The organism is Halomonas pelophila (assembly GCF_040196315.1).
Lineage (GTDB): Bacteria > Pseudomonadota > Gammaproteobacteria > Pseudomonadales > Halomonadaceae > Halomonas > Halomonas pelophila.
Map to the genome: position 1 here is coordinate 150,290 of NZ_JBEGCI010000001.1, position 16,229 is coordinate 166,518.

At 67.2% G+C, this 16,229-nt stretch carries 16 protein-coding genes; 12 read left to right on the forward strand and 4 right to left on the reverse strand.

What is annotated here, in order from left to right; all coding sequences use genetic code 11:
• Positions 1 to 150: 150 nt before the first annotated feature.
• A complete protein-coding gene (locus ABE957_RS00700) occupies positions 151 to 1,833 on the reverse strand; it encodes an HD domain-containing phosphohydrolase (RefSeq protein WP_349756717.1) in 1,683 nt (560 codons plus the stop codon).
• Positions 1,834 to 2,100: 267 nt separating this feature from the next.
• Here ABE957_RS00700 and ABE957_RS00705 point away from each other — a divergent pair, with 267 nt between their 5' ends.
• Positions 2,101 to 3,789 (forward strand): EAL domain-containing protein, encoded by a 1,689-nt coding sequence (locus tag ABE957_RS00705; RefSeq protein WP_349756940.1) that lies wholly within the window; start codon positions 2,101 to 2,103, stop codon positions 3,787 to 3,789.
• A gap of 42 nt (positions 3,790 to 3,831) precedes the next feature.
• Here ABE957_RS00705 and ABE957_RS00710 read toward each other — a convergent pair whose 3' ends face one another.
• The 3 genes from ABE957_RS00710 to flgA all read right to left on the reverse strand — a co-directional run bounded on the left by ABE957_RS00710 (position 3,832) and on the right by flgA (position 5,381).
• On the reverse strand, positions 3,832 to 4,281 hold the full coding sequence (locus ABE957_RS00710) for a flagella synthesis protein FlgN (protein ID WP_349756718.1): 450 nt from the start codon (positions 4,279 to 4,281) through the stop codon (positions 3,832 to 3,834).
• Positions 4,278 to 4,571, reverse strand: a complete 294-nt coding sequence (gene flgM, locus ABE957_RS00715) for a flagellar biosynthesis anti-sigma factor FlgM (RefSeq protein ID WP_349756719.1) — start codon at positions 4,569 to 4,571, stop codon at positions 4,278 to 4,280. Before flgM ends, ABE957_RS00710 begins: the two co-directional genes overlap by 4 nt.
• Before the next feature lie 102 nt (positions 4,572 to 4,673).
• Positions 4,674 to 5,381: a flagellar basal body P-ring formation chaperone FlgA gene (gene flgA, locus ABE957_RS00720; RefSeq protein WP_349756720.1), complete on the reverse strand. Its 708-nt coding sequence runs from the start codon at positions 5,379 to 5,381 to the stop codon at positions 4,674 to 4,676.
• Between the two features lie 160 nt (positions 5,382 to 5,541).
• Here flgA and flgB point away from each other — a divergent pair, with 160 nt between their 5' ends.
• From flgB to flgL, 11 genes are all read left to right on the forward strand, one after another.
• A complete protein-coding gene (gene flgB / locus ABE957_RS00725; RefSeq protein WP_349756721.1) occupies positions 5,542 to 5,949 on the forward strand; it encodes a flagellar basal body rod protein FlgB in 408 nt (135 codons plus the stop codon).
• Positions 5,950 to 5,964: 15 nt separating this feature from the next.
• Positions 5,965 to 6,372, forward strand: a complete 408-nt coding sequence (gene flgC / locus ABE957_RS00730) for a flagellar basal body rod protein FlgC (RefSeq protein WP_349756722.1) — start codon at positions 5,965 to 5,967, stop codon at positions 6,370 to 6,372.
• Between the two features lie 4 nt (positions 6,373 to 6,376).
• On the forward strand, positions 6,377 to 7,090 hold the full coding sequence (locus ABE957_RS00735) for a flagellar hook assembly protein FlgD (protein ID WP_349756723.1): 714 nt from the start codon (positions 6,377 to 6,379) through the stop codon (positions 7,088 to 7,090).
• Positions 7,091 to 7,153: 63 nt separating this feature from the next.
• Positions 7,154 to 8,398, forward strand: a complete 1,245-nt coding sequence (gene flgE / locus ABE957_RS00740; RefSeq protein WP_349756724.1) for a flagellar hook protein FlgE — start codon at positions 7,154 to 7,156, stop codon at positions 8,396 to 8,398.
• 15 nt (positions 8,399 to 8,413) lie between these two features.
• A complete protein-coding gene (locus ABE957_RS00745; protein ID WP_349756725.1) occupies positions 8,414 to 9,169 on the forward strand; it encodes a flagellar basal body rod protein FlgF in 756 nt (251 codons plus the stop codon).
• A 27-nt stretch (positions 9,170 to 9,196) separates the two neighbouring features.
• Positions 9,197 to 9,979, forward strand: a complete 783-nt coding sequence (gene flgG / locus ABE957_RS00750; protein WP_349756726.1) for a flagellar basal-body rod protein FlgG — start codon at positions 9,197 to 9,199, stop codon at positions 9,977 to 9,979.
• A gap of 39 nt (positions 9,980 to 10,018) precedes the next feature.
• Positions 10,019 to 10,714, forward strand: a complete 696-nt coding sequence (locus ABE957_RS00755; RefSeq protein ID WP_349756727.1) for a flagellar basal body L-ring protein FlgH — start codon at positions 10,019 to 10,021, stop codon at positions 10,712 to 10,714.
• A gap of 34 nt (positions 10,715 to 10,748) precedes the next feature.
• Positions 10,749 to 11,864: a flagellar basal body P-ring protein FlgI gene (locus tag ABE957_RS00760; protein WP_349756941.1), complete on the forward strand. Its 1,116-nt coding sequence runs from the start codon at positions 10,749 to 10,751 to the stop codon at positions 11,862 to 11,864.
• Positions 11,864 to 12,889: a flagellar assembly peptidoglycan hydrolase FlgJ gene (flgJ, locus tag ABE957_RS00765; RefSeq protein ID WP_349756728.1), complete on the forward strand. Its 1,026-nt coding sequence runs from the start codon at positions 11,864 to 11,866 to the stop codon at positions 12,887 to 12,889. Before ABE957_RS00760 ends, flgJ begins: the two co-directional genes overlap by 1 nt.
• 63 nt (positions 12,890 to 12,952) lie before the next feature.
• Complete coding sequence (gene flgK, locus ABE957_RS00770) at positions 12,953 to 14,938, forward strand: flagellar hook-associated protein FlgK (RefSeq protein ID WP_349756729.1); 1,986 nt, start codon at positions 12,953 to 12,955, stop codon at positions 14,936 to 14,938.
• A 17-nt stretch (positions 14,939 to 14,955) separates the two neighbouring features.
• Complete coding sequence (gene flgL / locus ABE957_RS00775; RefSeq protein ID WP_349756730.1) at positions 14,956 to 16,188, forward strand: flagellar hook-associated protein FlgL; 1,233 nt, start codon at positions 14,956 to 14,958, stop codon at positions 16,186 to 16,188.
• Positions 16,189 to 16,229: the final 41 nt, after the last annotated feature.

Sequence of the window (16,229 nt, forward strand, 5' to 3'; positions counted from 1 at the left end):
TGGGAGAATCAGGCGTTGTTCCATGCTGAAACGGCCGTCATGATGCCTCCCCTGCACTGCGATAGTCTGACAAGCCCCACGCCCCGCGTTGCCATGAACAGGGCTTGTCAGCCGTGTTATTTCTGTTTATCGGCCGGTCGGGCTGCGACTTTAGCTCGATACCGGCAGCTCCTCCTGGATGCTGCCGAGATGCTGGAGGGCGGTTCCTCGGAGGATCTCGCCCAGAGCCGGGCCGGGGGGCCCGTGAGCATCGGTCAGCTGAACCTGGTCGGGCTGTCCCTGTGCATCGAGGCTCCGGACCCAGGCCAGCTGACCGCCGTGGAAGCGGACCAGCGAGCCGATCGGATAGAGACCGAAGCGTTGGAGGTGGCGCTTTACCCAGCGCTGGTCGAACTGTTCGGGGTGGTTCAGCAGGTGGCGGTAGATGGCGTCGATTCGCCAGGCGGGTCGATCCGGGCGGTCCCGCCGCATGGCATCGACGGCGTCCACCACCGCGGCGGCGCGCGCCAGCTCATGCAGATCGCTGGCGGTCAGGCCGCGGGGGTAGCCACTGCCGTCCAGGCGCTCGTTCGCGTTGCCTGCCACCGAGTCGAGGATGTTGGCGGAGAGCCAGTGGCAGCGCTCCATGCGGTGCATCAGCTCTTCCACGTGGCCGTGCATCTGGCGCTGCTGCTGTTCGTCGGGATGGCGCACCTGCCACAGCTCGGGGCTCCATCGGGCCTTGCCCAGGTCGTGCACCATGGCGCTGGCCACCATGGCCTTGCTCAGCTCGCGAGGGATGGGCGGTTGCCCGGCCAGGTCCAGCAGGTGAACGCTCATTCCAAGGCAGTGGCGCACCAGCCGAGGCTCGTGTTGCAGGCAGCGGGTGGCGAAGAGCAGGCCGTCCCGATCCTCGTCGTGAAGCAGCAGAAGGCGATCGGCATGGCGCGATAGCTGCACCGGGTCCACCTCTCCGCCCTGCTGCAGCTCGAGAAGCTGGGCATCCAGGTAGCCGGCAATGCGCGCCAGCCGCTTGGCCATGGGCGTGGGATAGGGCTGGCTAGTGCGTCGGCCCACCGCGGGAGGTGTTGAGGCCTGCGCCTGGAAGAGCAGTGACGGCAGGCGTGATGCCTCGCTGCCTTCGGCATAGCGGGCGGCCTCGCGTTCGATCTCGCGCACGAAGTACCAGAGTTGCCGTTCCTGCTCGCCGTTGATGGCGTCGAACCGAAACCCGGCCAGGATGATCTGGCGCTCGGTGTCGACCGCCTGGTGGCGCGGCGCGGCGCGCACCACGAACCGGGTATCGTTGGGAAAGCAGAGTTCCACCTCCAGGGGGCGGTCGGCATTCGCCAGCAAGGCGCCGGCGGAGAGCGCCAGCTCCAGCTGGCAGCCCTCCAGCGAGAGGTCTTTCAGGTCCCCCTGGGCCGACCCGTCCTGTTCGTCGCGCAGGATGGCGCCCACCTCCATGCCCAGACGCAGCCGGGCGCGAAAGGAGGCGCGACGCTGCAGGACCTCCAGATGAGGGGGGAAGGGGCAGGTGCATACCAGGCGACCCTCGCTCTCGTGACATTCATTCATCACCAGGGACGGGGTTCTCAGCATCTTGCCCTGCGTCTGACCCAGCAGGCGGAACGCCTGGCCGCGCTTCAGCTCGCCGGCGATCTCGCGAATGGCGCTGATGTCCAGCGCCAGCAGCGTACCGGGCTGCTGCTCCATGACCAGCACGGGGAGTGGCTTGCTGCCCGAGGTGGTCACCTGAAGCGATGCGCCGCCGGGCTCGGTCAATGTCTCCAGCAGCGTCTCGATCTCTGCGGGACTCTCCACGCGGGTATAGCTATCCTGTCGCTGCGACATCCTTGCCTCTTGCTCGCCGATTTCTCCTGAATCCCCTATCGGCCGTTCGGCGGTCATCTTGAGGCGGGAGGCCGCCAGGCGTCTCAAGTCTGGGGGGCGCTGGTCGATATTTGTCTGGCGATGGTCCTGACGGTGGCCCTAACCTTCGATAGGCTACGAGTCATCGAGGCTCATTATCCTTAACGGGAGTTTCCCATGTCACACGATGGTGCTGGATCACCGCCACAGGCGCCTTCCGGAAAGGGAGAGGAGGGGGCAGTGACGTTGATGCAGCATCCGGCCCTGCTGTTCCGACTGCTCCTCGAGCATACGCCGATGGCCCTGGTGATGCTCGACGTGCAGGACGAGGTGCTGTGGGCAAACGCCGGCTTTCTGGGCTTGCTTGGCACGGAGGAGGATGACCTCGTCGGCAAGCGGCTGACTGACATCATGCGGATGGTCTCCTGGCGGCCGGTGCAGCGAGAGGTGGAGGTTCACTCGGAGGGGCATCGTTGGCAGCGCATCTGGCTGGCCAGCGAAGGGCTCGAGGCATCGAGAATGGTGCTGATGTCCGAGGTGATCCCGGAGGGCGCGCCGGCGGGCGTGGCCAAGCTGATGGCTTTCGTGGATCTCCCGGGCGGCCAGGCGGAAGAGGTTCCGCCCTTCTCGGACCCGCATACCGGCCTGGCCAGCCAATGGGTCTTCGAGGACCGCTTGCGTCATGCCATCGAGCGAGCGGATCGCCACGACCAGCCGTTGGCCGTGCTGCTGGTTCGGCTCGATCGTGCCGATGAGGTGCGTCACGCCTATGGCGAGCCGGCGATGCAGACCCTGCTGGCGCAGGTCAGCCGCCGGCTGACGGGCACCCTGCGCGGTGAGGACAGCATCGCCTCTTTGGGCGGTGATCGCTGGGCGGTGCTGATCGAGCATCCTGTCTCCCCGGAGAGCCTGCAGGCCGCCGCGCTGCGCTGTATCGAGGCCATGGAGGCGCCATTCACGCTGGGGCGACCGCCGCTATTGCTGACCCTGTCCATCGGCATCGCCATCTATCCGGAAGATGGCACCTCCTCCGAGCAGTTGATGGGCCGTGCCGGTCAGGCTCTGGATCAGGCCTTTCCGGCCGGCCATGCCTTCTTCGACCGGGGCCTCAAGCAGATGCTCTCTCAGCGTATGGCGATTCGGCACCGCTTGCAGGAAGCCCTGCTCTGCCCCGATCGTCACTTCGTCGTGGTCTACCAGCCTCAGGTCGACCTGGCCACCGGCGGCTGCGTCGGCGTCGAGGCCCTGGTGCGCTGGCGACATCCCGAGCGGGGTATGCTGCCGCCGCACGAGTTCCTGCCGATGGTGGTCGAGATGGCGCAGATGGTCAGGCTCGACCGCTGGGTCATCGAACAGGTCATTGCCCAGCATCAGCGCTGGCAGGCAGCCGGTGTCCCGCTCTCGGGCCTGAAGGTATCGGTCAATCTCGATGCCAGCCTGCTCGAGCAGAGCGTCTTCGATGGGCGCCCCCTGGATCGCTTCCTGCGTCAGCACTGCAGCGAGCTTGGCTGGTTGGCGCTGGAGATCGACGGGCAGGTGCTCTCCAGCCAGGCCGATGCCCATAGTCTGCTGCTGCGCCGCCTCTCCCGCATGGGGGTGCAGCTGGTGGTCGATAACCTCGGCGGGGCTCCGGTGGATTTGATACGCCTGGCGATGCTGCCGGTCTCCGAGGGAAAGATCGGCCGTGAGCTGGTGCACGGCCTGGCCGATAGCAGCCCCTTTGCTCGCCAGGCCTTGAGCGCGCTGTCGCAATGCCTGAAGGCGCTGCAGCTGGGCAGCACGATGGTCGGGGTGGAGACGGCCGACGAGCTTGCGGCGGCGCGAAACAAGGGGATCGATCGGGTCCAGGGGAACCTGCTGGGCACGCCGATGGCGAGCGACGCCCTGGCCGCGTGGCTGGGAAATCATCCGGAGAGGCGGGTGCCCGTACAGCCTTGAGGCCAGGGGCGGGAGGTCGGCGAGCGAGCAGGGCGCCGGCCGTCAGGCGGAGGTGTTCAGCCGTCGCTGTCCCATGGTCGCGCGCCCGTCGGAGGCGTACACGGACTTCTCGGCGATGCGATGGATGTAGTCGAGCATCTGCTGGTTGTGCGTCATGCGCAGACCGATCAGGCGTCCGTTGCGCTCGTTCAGTCGGCCGGTGTCTGCCGCCATGTCGAGGGTGGCCTGCCACTGATCGAGACAGCCCGCGTCCTCTGCGGCCTGGCGTGCGCCGTTGCCGTCGGTGGAGTAGCCGAGCTTGCGCTGTACCCTCGCCCGATTCGTCTCGGTCTCCTCGAGGCTCAGCAGCAGACGGAACTTCTCCTGCGCGATCTTCTCCAGCCGCGCGCCATCGATCGTGCCGTCCAGCAGCTGCTCCTGCTCATGTTCGAGGAGGCGAGTCAGCGTCGTGAGTCGAGACTGCTGCTCTTCGAGCAGGCGATGCAGGCTCATTCGCCGCGCTCCTCTCCGTTAAGCAGGTCCTGGACGCTGGCGATCAGGCCGTCGGCGATGCGCTTGGCCCGCACGTCCAGTCGACCCTCGCGAATCGCCTCGCGCAGCTCTTCCACGCGCGCGGTGTCGATGTCCTGGCTGGCATCCGTGGCGCCCTGGCTCAGGTGGGTTGTGGCCGATGGGCCGGCGTCCTGCCGAGGGGCGCGGTCCGCTCCCTGAGCCTTGCGGCTCTCGTCACGCGGCTCGACCTGGCCGGGACGCGGCAGGGGATGGAGGTTGTCGATTTTCACGGTGATGGCCTCGTGACCGATGTGTTGATGAAGGGTATCGGCCGTCGATTCGCTAACTTTAGCGCGGCATGTCGCTGTGCGGCGAGTGTGTGAGCGGGGCGCTTAAAAGTCCACGGCCATGCGTCCCTCGCCGATGACCCTCGCCTCGAGGATCTCGCGATCGGGGAGGCGCACGCGTATCCGCTCTCCCTGGCCGCCCGGCGCCAGCGCCTCGGCGCTTCTCGTCACACGAAATCCCGCCCCGCGCGCCTCGACCACCACCTGCTGCCCCCGCCTGACCAGCGGGCGAGGGCGCAGATGGTAGCGCTGCAGCGTCACGCCGGCCGCCAGTTGTCGGGTCGCCTCCTGGCCGATCGCCCGATCCGGGTCGAGCACGGCCTGGCGGGGCAGTCGATCCAGGCGGCCGGCGACCTCGGTCAGGTCTTCCGGGCGGATCGTCTCGCCGGCACGCACGTCCCGGGCCAGTTCCACATGGTGTCCGGTGACGTGGATCTCGGCCTGGAGATAGCGCACCCGTTGCCCCTGGTCGCCGCAGCGCACCCCCACCGAGACGCGCCCGACCGGCCTGTCGGCGGCACGGGGCAGAAAGATATCGGGTCGTGCGCAGGCGGGCAGGTCGGCTCGGGGCGGATGCACCTCGATGGCGACCTCGTCGCCCGATCCCGCGGCCCGCTCGTGAAGGAAGGCGTGCACCTTCGCCAGCATGGCGTCCTCGTCGGCGTGGCTCGGTCCCGCCAGCAGCAGGAGAGCTATCGCCAGCAGGCAGGCGATATGCCGGGAAAGACGACGCGATAGGCGGTTGCGGAGCATGTCGAGGCCAGGACGGGAACGGATGCCACGATTCTAGCGGTCGTCGTCGCGGCGAAATACGTGAATTGGCTATCCGAATGCCGGCTGTTCGAGCCTTTGTCATGACAGGGGCTTGGCTATTCTCCACCGTCGACTCATACCTTTTGCGGGGAGCGCCGAGATGATCGATCGGCTCGAAGCCTCTTTGAACTTCCATCAGCAGGCCCTGGGACTGCGCCAGGAGCGCCAGAAGGTGCTGGCCAGCAACATCGCCAATGCGGATACGCCGGGCTACAAGGCCCGCGACATGGACTTCGCCAGCGAACTCAACAAGGCCGTCCAGCAGGGCGGGAGCGACGGCCTGTCGCTGTCGCGGACCTCCTCGCGCCATCTCGAGGGCCAGGGGCCGCTGTCGGGCTCTCGCGACCTGCTCTATCGGGTGCCCGCCCAGCCTAGCCTCGACGGCAACACCGTGGACATGGATCGCGAGCGCACCCAGTTCGCCGACAACTCGGTGCGCTACCAGGCGGCGCTGACGATGCTCAACAGCCGTATCCAGGGCCTCAAGAAGGCCATGCAGCCCGAATAATCCAGGAGTGACCCTATGTCGATGTTCTCCATCTTCGATATCTCCGGCTCGGCCATGAGCGCCCAGTCGCAGCGCATGAACGTCACCGCCAGCAACCTGGCCAACGCGGACAGCGTCTCGGGGCCCGACGGCGAAGCCTACCGGGCCAAGCAGGTGATGTTCGAGACGCGCGCCCAGTCACGCGATGGCATCGGCGGCGTCGGCGTGCGAGAGGTGGTGGAGGACCCCTCGCCCATGCGGCAGGAGTATCGCCCCGGGCATCCCCTGGCCGACGACGCGGGCTACGTCACCATGCCCAACGTCGATCCGGTGGGCGAGATGGTCAACATGATCTCCGCCTCGCGCTCCTACCAGGCCAACGTCGAGGTGATGAACACCAACAAGCAGCTGATGATCAAGACACTGACCCTGGGCGAGGGATAAGCAGATGGCGACTTCCATCGATAGCGGCGTGATCAACGCCACGAACGGCGGGGCCGCGGGCGGCGCGAGCCTGAGTGCCCGCCAGTCGGACGAGCTGCGCAACAACTTCATGACCATGCTGGTGACGCAGCTGCAGAACCAGGACCCGCTCAGTCCGATGAAGAACGAGGACATGACCGCCCAGCTGGCGCAGATCAACACCGTCAGCGGCATCGAGAAGCTCAATGAGTCGATGGCGGCGATCACCGGCCAGATCGATGCCGGCCAGGCCCTGCAGGCCACCGGGCTGATCGGCAAGGGCGTGCTAGTGCCCGGCGATCGCGTGCTGCTGAGCCAGGGCGAGGCGGCCGAGGGCGAGCAGGCTCAGGTGACCACCACGCCGTTCGGCATCGAGCTGAACCAGCCCGCCGACAACGTCATCGTCACCATCACCAATCAGTCCGGCCAGGTGGTGAATCGCTACGAGATGGGCGCGGTGAAGGCCGGCGTGGAATCGTTCAGCTGGGACGGCCAGACCAGCGACGGCCAGACGGCCGTCGACGGTGCTTATAGCGTCAGCGTCGAGGCCACCCGAGGGGGCGAGGCGGTGCCGGTCGAGACCCTTAACTACGCCGTGGTCGGCAGCGTCACGCCGGCGACCGATGGCGGACAGGTGCAGCTCGATCTGGGCGCCGTCTACGGCCGGGTCGGGCTCTCGGATATCAAGCAGATCCTTTGATGGCGGGCCGCTCGATCACGAGCCGTTTTCCGTTCGATACTCAGCTAACGCAGGGACAGTGACATGGGTTTCTCACAAGCACTCAGCGGCCTGAATGCCGCCTCCTCCAGCCTCGACGTGCTGGGCAACAACATCGCCAACTCTCAGACTGTGGGCTACAAGAGTGCCGGCGCCCAGTTCGCCGACGTCTTCGCCGGCTCCACGGGCCTCGGCACCAAGGTCTCCCAGGTGCTCCAGGATTTCGGCGCCGGCAACATCGAGGCCACCGGCCGTGAGCTCGACCTGGCGGTGAGCGGTCAGGGTTTCTATCGCTTCCAGCAGAATGGCGAGGTGGTCTACTCGCGCAACGGCCAGCTCTCCATGACGCCGGACGGCTACCTGCAGAACGCCCAGGGCGCGCGGATCATGGGCTACGGCCTTAACGCGGCCGGCAATGTCGAGACCGGTGGCCAGCCCCAGGTGCTGCAGGTGCCATCCGAGGAGATGCCCGCCAGCGCCACCACCGACGTGTCCACGACCCTCAACCTGGATGCTCGGGAGGTCGACGGCGAAGACCGTAGGCAGACCACGCTGAGTGATGTCGCCGGCAATGATGTGGCCATCGATTACCACTACTCCAACAACTTCACCGTCTACGACTCCCTGGGCAATCCCCGCAACATCACCGCCTACTACGAGAAGACGGGCGCCAACGAGTGGACCTCGCGTATCGCCATGGACGGTCAGGTGCTGATGGACGCTGCTACACCCACGGCAGTGGACGAGAGGACGCTGACGTTTACCCAGGATGGCCAGCTGGAAACCGGCGGCGACCAGACCTACACCTTCGCCACCGACGACTTCCTGGATGGCGAGCCGCTGGATCTGACCTTCGACATGAACCTGGCGGGCTCCACCCAGTTCGGCAACAACTCCCGGGCCAGCGACCTGACCCAGAACGGCTATACCTCCGGCGCCCTGGTCGGCATCACCATCGAAGACGACGGCACCGTGACGCGCAACTACACCAACGAGCAGTCGCGCCCCGCCGGCCAGATTACGCTGTCCAATTTCCGCAACCCGGAGGGCCTCCAGTCGGTCGGCGACAACGCCTGGACCTCCACCGCGGCCTCCGGCCAGGAGCTGCTGGGCGAGGCCGGCACCGGCGTGCTGGGCAGTATCCAGTCCGGCGCCATCGAGACCTCCAACGTGGACCTGGCCAAGCAGCTGGTCGACATGATCGTCACCCAGCGCGCCTACCAGGCCAACTCCCAGACCATCAAGACCCAGGACGAGGTCCTGCAGGCCTCGATCAACCTGAGTCGCTAAGGCGGGAGTTGAGCCATGGATCGCATCCTCTACACCGCCATGAGCGGCGCCCGGCAGAGCATGGAGCAGCAGTCGGTGGTCAGCCACAACCTCTCCAACGTGGATACCGTCGGCTTTCGCGCCCAGCTGCACGCCATGCGCGCCGTGCCGGTGCAGGGCGACGGCGCCCTGCCCACGCGAGTCTCGGTGGCCGCCTCGACGCCGGGGGCGGACTTCGCGCCCGGCCCCATGAACCGCACCGGCCGGGCGCTCGACGTGGCGATGGAGGGCGATGCCTGGCTCGCCGTGCAGGCGGCGGACGGCAGCGAGGCCTACACGCGCCGCGGCGATCTCCAGGTCGACAGCGACGGCCTGGTGACCAGCGTCGGCCGCCCGGTGATCGGCGAGGGCGGCCCCATTCAGGTGCCGCTGGGCGCCCAGCTCTCGGTGGGCAGCGACGGCACCCTGAGCGCCATCGCCCAGGGCCAGGGCGCCGATGCCCTGGTCGCCGTGGGTCGTCTCAAGCTGGTCACGCCGGGCGAGGCGGGCGTGGTCCGCGGCGACGACGGGCTCTTCCGGGCCCCGCCAGCCGGCGAGGGCGCTCCGGCGGCGCTGCCCGCCGACGATGATGCCCGGGTGGTCAGCGGCGCCCTGGAGGGCAGCAACGTCGGCGCCGTGGACGCCATGGTCTCGATGATCGACGTGGCGCGTCGTTACGAGATGCAGACCAAGGTCATCAGCACCGCCGACGAGAACGCCCAGCGCGCCAACAGCCTGCTCTCCCTGAGCTGAGATGCCCCGAACACGAGGAATGCCTAGATGATCAAGTCACTGTGGACGGCCAAGACCGGCCTCGAGTCCCAGCAGGTCAAGCTGGACGTGATCTCCAACAACCTGGCCAACGTCAACACCAACGGCTTCAAGCAATCCCGGGCGGTGTTCGAGGACCTGCTCTACCAGAACCTGCGCCAGCCCGGCGCCCAGAACGACGTCCAGAACCGCCTGCCGTCGGGCATGCAGGTCGGCACCGGCGTGCGCCCGGTGGCCACCGAGCGCCTGCATACCCAGGGGGGGCTCGAGAACACCGGCAACTCCCGCGATCTCGCCATCAACGGCAATGGCTTCTTCCAGGTGCTGATGCCGGACGGCGCCACCGGCTATACCCGGGACGGCAGCTTCCAGCTGGATGCCAACGGCCAGATGGTCACCGCCAACGGCTATCCACTGGAGCCGGCGATCATCATCCCCGAGAACGCCCTCTCGGTGAGCATCGGCGAGGACGGCATCGTGTCGGTGAAGCAGCCGGGCAGCACCCAGTCCAACGAGGTGGGCCAGATCACCGTCTCCACCTTCGTCAATCCTACCGGGCTCGAGAGCATCGGCGGCAACCTCTACACCGAGACGACCGCTTCAGGCCCCCGCAACGAGGGTATCCCGGGCCTGGACGGCGCGGGGCGCCTCTCCCAGGGCTACGTCGAGACCTCCAACGTCAATGTGGTGGAGGAGATGGTCAGCATGATCCAGACCCAGCGGGCCTACGAGATCAACAGCAAGGCCGTGAAGACCAGCGACGAGATGCTGGCGCGCCTCGCCCAGCTGTAACGACGACGGGGGAGCGAGGTTGAGAGAAGGAGAGTGGTCATGAATGCCGGAATTCTCGACAGCGGGTGGCGCCTGGGCGGGCTCTGTGTCCTGGTGCTGTTGCTGCTGGGCGGTTGTGCTCAGGTGCCGCGCGCCTCGGTGGTCGGCGAGCAGGAGCAGATCATGATCCCGGACCGGCCGGCCCCGCGGGCCAACGGCTCCATCTACCAGGCGCACCGGGGCTATCAGCCGCTCTTCGAGGACCGCCGGCCGCGCATGGTGGGCGACATCCTGACCATCGTGCTGGACGAGGAGGTCAGCGCCAGCAAGAACGCCCGCTCCAATGCCGATCGCAACGGCTCCGCAAGCCTGGGCTTCGACCAGCAAGCCGATGCCATCGAGCAGCTGGCCGAGCTCGGCTTCGACATCTCCGCCTCCGGCGAGAGCGACTTCGAGGGCGGCGGCGGCTCCGAGGCCAACAACTCCTTCACCGGCACCATCACCGTCTCGGTGGTCGAGGTCATGAACAACGGCAACCTGCGGGTGCGCGGCGAGAAGCAGATCGCCATCAACCAGGGCACCGAGTTCATCCGCTTCGCCGGGGTGGTCAATCCGCGCACCATCACCGGTCAGAACACCGTGCCCTCGACCTCGGTGGCCGATGCCCGCATCGAGTACGTCGGCAACGGCTACATCAACGAGGCGCAGCACATGGGCTGGCTGCAGCGCTTCTTCCTCAACGTCACGCCCTTCTGATGGTGATCGCATGAACTTCGGCACCGCTCGCACGATGTCTCGCCGCGCGTCGCTGATAGCCCGCTTGCTGGCGCTGATCCTGTGCTGCCTGGTCGCGCTGCCGGCCCAGGCCGAACGCCTGCGCGAGCTGGCCGGCTTCGCCGGGGTGCGCGACAACGCCCTGGTGGGCTACGGCCTTGTGGTCGGCCTGGACGGCAGCGGCGACCAGACCATGCAGGCGCCCTTCACCGGCCAGAGCCTGACCAACATGCTCTCGCAGCTGGGCATCACCGTGCCCCCCGGCACCAACATGCAGCTGCGCAACGTGGCGGCGGTGATGGTCACCGCCGACTTGCCGCCCTTCGCCCGCCCGGGGCAGCGTTTCGACGTGGTGGTCTCCTCGGTCGGCAATGCCGACAGCCTGCGCGGCGGCACCCTGCTGATGACGCCGCTCAAGGGCGCCGACGGCGACACCTATGCCATCGCCCAGGGCAACCTGCTGGTCGGCGGGACGGGAGCCTCCGCCGGCGGCGCCAGCGTGCAGATCAACCAGCAGGCTGGTGGGCGGATTAGCGGCGGGGCGACCGTGGAGCGCGAGGTGCCGGTGGCACTGGGGGCCAACGGCGGCCTGCTCGAGCTGCAGCTCGACAGCAGCGACTTCGGCACCGCCCAGCGGGTGGTCAGCGCCATCAATCGCGAGTTCGGGCGCTCGGTCGCCGCCGCCCGCAACGGTCGGGTGATCGCCCTGGACGGCCCCCAGGATGCCAATGCCCGGGTCAACTTCATGGCGCGGATCGAGAACATCGAGGTCACGCCCACCCAGGCGCCGGCGCGGGTGGTGTTGAACTCCCGCACCGGCTCCATCGTGCTCAACGGCGCCGTCACCCTGCGCCAGGCCGCGGTGGCCCATGGCAATCTCTCCATCGTCATCGATACCGAGGTGGGCGTCAGCCAGCCCAATCCCTTCGGCGGCGGCGAGACCGTGGTGGTGCAGGACACCGAGATCAGCATCGAGCAGCAGCCCGGTACCCTCAAGGTCGTGGAGGGCGCCGACCTGCTCGAGGTGGTGGATGCCCTCAACTCCCTGGGTGCCACGCCCAATGACCTGATGTCGATCCTCGAGGCCCTCAAGGCGGCCGGATCGCTGCGCGCCGAGCTGGAGATCATCTGATGAGCCTGAACGCTCCCGACACCATGAGCGGGCAGTTCGCCCTCGACGTCCAGGGCCTCGAGCGGATCAAGCACAGCGCCCGCCAGACCCCGGGTGAGGGCCTGGACGCCGCAGCCAAGCAGTTCGAGGCGCTGTTCGTGCAGATGATGATGAAGAGCATGCGCGACGCCGTGCCCTCCTCGGGGCTGCTCGACAATCGCCAGACGGAGTTCTTCCAGGAGCTGCTCGACAAGCAGTGGTCCCAGGGCATGGCCGAGCGCGGCGTGGGCCTGGCCGAGCGGCTGACGGCGCAGCTCGACGGTCGCAGTGGCGGCGCGCCGCCGGCCCGCGACGGCGAGATCGAGGCGCTGATCGCCGGTATCCCCCGGGGCACGCCGCGGCCCCTCGAGAATGCGCTGCGCCCGGAAGACGACGGCGACACGGATGCCGCGTCGATGCCGAGCTCCTTTCTCGACGCGCTGCAGACGAACGCTCCTTCCGAGGCCGTCTCTCGGCCTCGCGACGAGCGGCCCGCCCATGTGCGTGACTTCCTCGAGCGCCTGGAGACCCCTGCCCAGGCGGCCAGCCGCGCCTCCGGCGTGCCGGCCGAGCTGATCCTGGCCCAGGCGGCGCTGGAGACCGGCTGGGGCCGGCATGAGATCGCCACCGCCGGCGGCGGCAACAGTCATAACCTGTTCGGCATCAAGGCCGGCAGCGCCTGGCAGGGCGAGACCACCGAGATCCTTACCCATGAGGTGATCGACGGCCGGCGCCGGGCCGTGCGCGATGACTTCCGGGTCTACGGCTCCTTCGAGGAGGCCTTCACCGACTATGCCCGGCTGATCGGTGACAATCCGCGCTACGCCGGCGTGGTTTCGGCGGGCAGCGCCGACCAGGCCGCCCGCGCCCTGCAGCAGGGCGGCTATGCCACCGATCCGGCCTACGCCGACAAGCTGATCGCCGTGATGGATACCCTCGGGCCGCTGGCCGGCGACACGACGCTGGCGAGTCGCGGCTCGGCCGGCGGATTCGACGCTTCGTTCTGACGCGGCCTCAAGAGTGCCGCCGTACTGCCGATAAGAGTGCTATCGGCCTAAGGAAACCACGCCATGAGCATCTTCTCCACGGGACTGAGTGGCCTCAACGCGGCACAGAACGCCCTGGCGACCACCAGCAACAATATCAGCAACGTCTTCACTCCGGGTTACAACCGCGAGGTGGCGATTCTCGGCGAATCATCGACCGGCGGCGGGGGCGTGCAGGTCAACGATATCCAGCGCCAGTTCAACGACTACGTGGCCTCGCAGCTCAACGCCGCCACCAGCAAGTCCAGCGCCCTTGCGACCTACGCCAATCAGGTCGGCCAGATCGACAGCCTGCTGGCGGATCGCGAGGCCGGTCTGGCGCCCTTGATGCAGAACTTCTTCTCCTCCCTGGAGGATCTGGCCAGTGCGCCCTCGGACCCGGCGGCCCGACAGGGCGTGCTCGGCTCGGCCGATACCCTGAGCGCGCAGTTTCGCTCCTTCGATGGCTACTTGCAGGACATGCAGGAGGGCATCAACGGCCAGATCGCCGACGAGGTCACCCAGATCAACAACACCACCGAGCAGCTCGCCGGTCTCAATCGCGAGATCGCCCTGGCCCGGGCGCGCAGCGGCGAGGCGCCCAACGGCCTGCTCAACCAGCGTGACCGGCTGGTCAACGAGCTCAGCGAACGCATGGACGTGCGCCTCAACATCCAGGACGGCAAGACCTACAACGTCAGCCTGCCCAACGGCCAGCCGCTGGTGGCCGGCACCCAGCAGTTCACGCTCGAGGCGATGGACTCCCCCGCCGATCCCCAGCGCACCGTGCTGGGCTATCGCGACTCCGGCGGTAGCCTGGTGGCGCTGGACGAGGACACCGTCACCGGCGGCACCTTGGGCGGGCTGATGGCTTTCCGTACCGAGACCCTGGACAAGACCCAGAACCAGATCGGCCAGATGGCCGTCTCGATGGCCGTGGCGTTCAACCAGCAGCACGCCAACGGGGTGGACCTCGACGGCGAGCAGGGCGGCGCCTTCTTCGATATCGGCAAGCCCCGGGCCTTCTCGGCGGAGGGCAACGACGGCAGTGCTCAGGTAGCGGAGACGGCCTTCGATACCGCCAATATCGGTCAGCTCGAGGCGAGTGACTATCGGATCCGGGTGACGAACGCGCCGCCTTCCGGCCCCTCAGACTTCGAGGTGACGCGCCTCGACGGCGGCGGCAAGCTGGATGCCGCTGAGCTCTCTTTCGAGGACCCGAACGGTAACGGCACGCAGGCCACGCTGAGCTTCGGCGGCGTGACGCTGACCTTCGACGATACCGCCAAGATGGCGCAGAACGACCGCTTCGAGGTCCAGCCGGTGCGCCGCGCCGCCGGCAACCTGGAGAGCGCCATCTCCGACCTGGACAAGATCGCCGCGGGCGCACTCTTCGCGACCAGCGGCGACATGCCGGTCGAGAAGGTCCAGGCCCATGAGGGAGCGTTTCAGGATAGTGCCAGTTACGAGCTCGAGCTGGACGAAAACGGCGTGCTGAGCTTTACCGATGCCATTCCCGGTCAGGTGGAGGTCAACGGGGAGGTTCGCGTTGTCGATGGTACCAGTGGCAATGTTCGAAACTCGGATAATGATGCTGATGCCGAGCTGAAGGTGGGGGACGTGGTGACGGTCGATGGCGTGAGCTTCACGATCGGCGACCTGCCGACGACCGGCGAGACCTCAAGCCTGACCCTCGAGAAGGATGCGGCGGGCAGCGGCGACAACCGCAACGCCCTGGCCCTGCAGGACCTTCAGGACGAGAGCATCGTGGGCGACTCGGCCAGCCTGAGCGGCGCCTACGGTGCCATGGTCAGCGATGTCGGCAACCGCACCAACATCGTGCAGGTCAACCTGGATGCCCAGCAAGGGCTGACCGATCAGCTCAAGGCCGTGCAGCAGTCCGAGTCCGGCGTGAACCTGGACGAGGAGGCGGCCAACCTGATCCGCTACCAGCAGTTCTACCAGGCCAATGCCAAGGTCATCGACACGGGGAAGACGGTCATCGACACCATCCTCGGTCTGCGTAACTGATTGTCGGAGAGTCCTAGATGCGTATCAGCAGCGTCACCATGTTCGAGCAGAGCGTCTCGTCCATGAATCGCCAGCAGAGCGATTTCCTCAAGGTCAGCCAGCAGATTGCCAGCGGCCGTCGCGTGGTCAACCCCTCCGACGACCCCCAGGCCGCGTCTCGTGCCGTGGGTGTCGACCAGGCCCGGGCGGTCACCCAGCAGCATGCCGATTCCCGGGTCAGCGCGCGCAACTCCCTCGCCCAGACCGAGAGCGTGCTCAACAGCGTCAGCGATGCCGTCACCAGCGCCAAGACGCTGATGATCCAGGCCTCCAGCGACACCCTGAGCGATGCCGACCGTCAGTCGGTGGCCTCGGAGCTGCGCGGCGTCTACGAGACGCTGATCGGCCAGGCCAATGCCACCGACGGCAACGGGCGCCACCTGTTCGGCGGCTATCAGGACAGCACCGAGCCCTTCGTCAAGAAGGAAGGCGGGGTCGAGTACGTGGGCGACACCAACAGCCGTGAGCAGCGCATCGACGCCTCGCGGCTGATGAAGGTCAGCGACAACGGCCAGGCGATCTTCCAGAGCGTGCCCAGCGGTGCCGGCCACGTGGCCACCGCGGATAGCGGCAACGCCGGTAGCGTGACCTTCAAGGGCCCGCAGGTCGTCGACCAGGAGAGCGTCAAGCCCAACCAGGCCTACACCATCAGCTTCACCGGCGATGCCGCATCTGGATACGGGTATGAGGTGCAGGATGGCAGCGGCGGCTCTTTCACCCCCGCCATCACAGGCTCCTACGATCCCGATAGTGAAGAGCCGGTCCGCATCGAGTTCGATGGCCTCGCCCTGGAGCTCGAGGGCGAGCCCGCCGCTGGCGACAGCATCGCGGTCAACCCCGCCGATCAGGGCAATACCGATCTCTTCGCGACCCTCGAGAATGCCCTCTCCGCGCTCGAGAATCCGGCCGAGAACGCCGCCGACAAGGCCGCCCTGCGCAACACTCTGAGCACCTCGATGCGCGAGCTCGACAACAGCCTGGACAACGTCCTGACCACCCGCGCCTCGGTCGGTGCGCGCCTCAACGAACTGGATGTGGTCGACTCCGTCGGCGGCAATCGCATGATCAACTACGAGCAGACCCTCTCCGATCTGGTCGACCTCGACTACGCCGAGGCGATCGGCGAGTACAGCCTTCGCCAGGTGGGCCTGCAGGCCTCCCAGAAGGCCTTCGCCGACATGAAGGGCATGTCGCTCTTCCAGTTCCTCTAGGCCTCTCCAACGTCCTCCAGGCCACTACGCCCCGCTGCCGG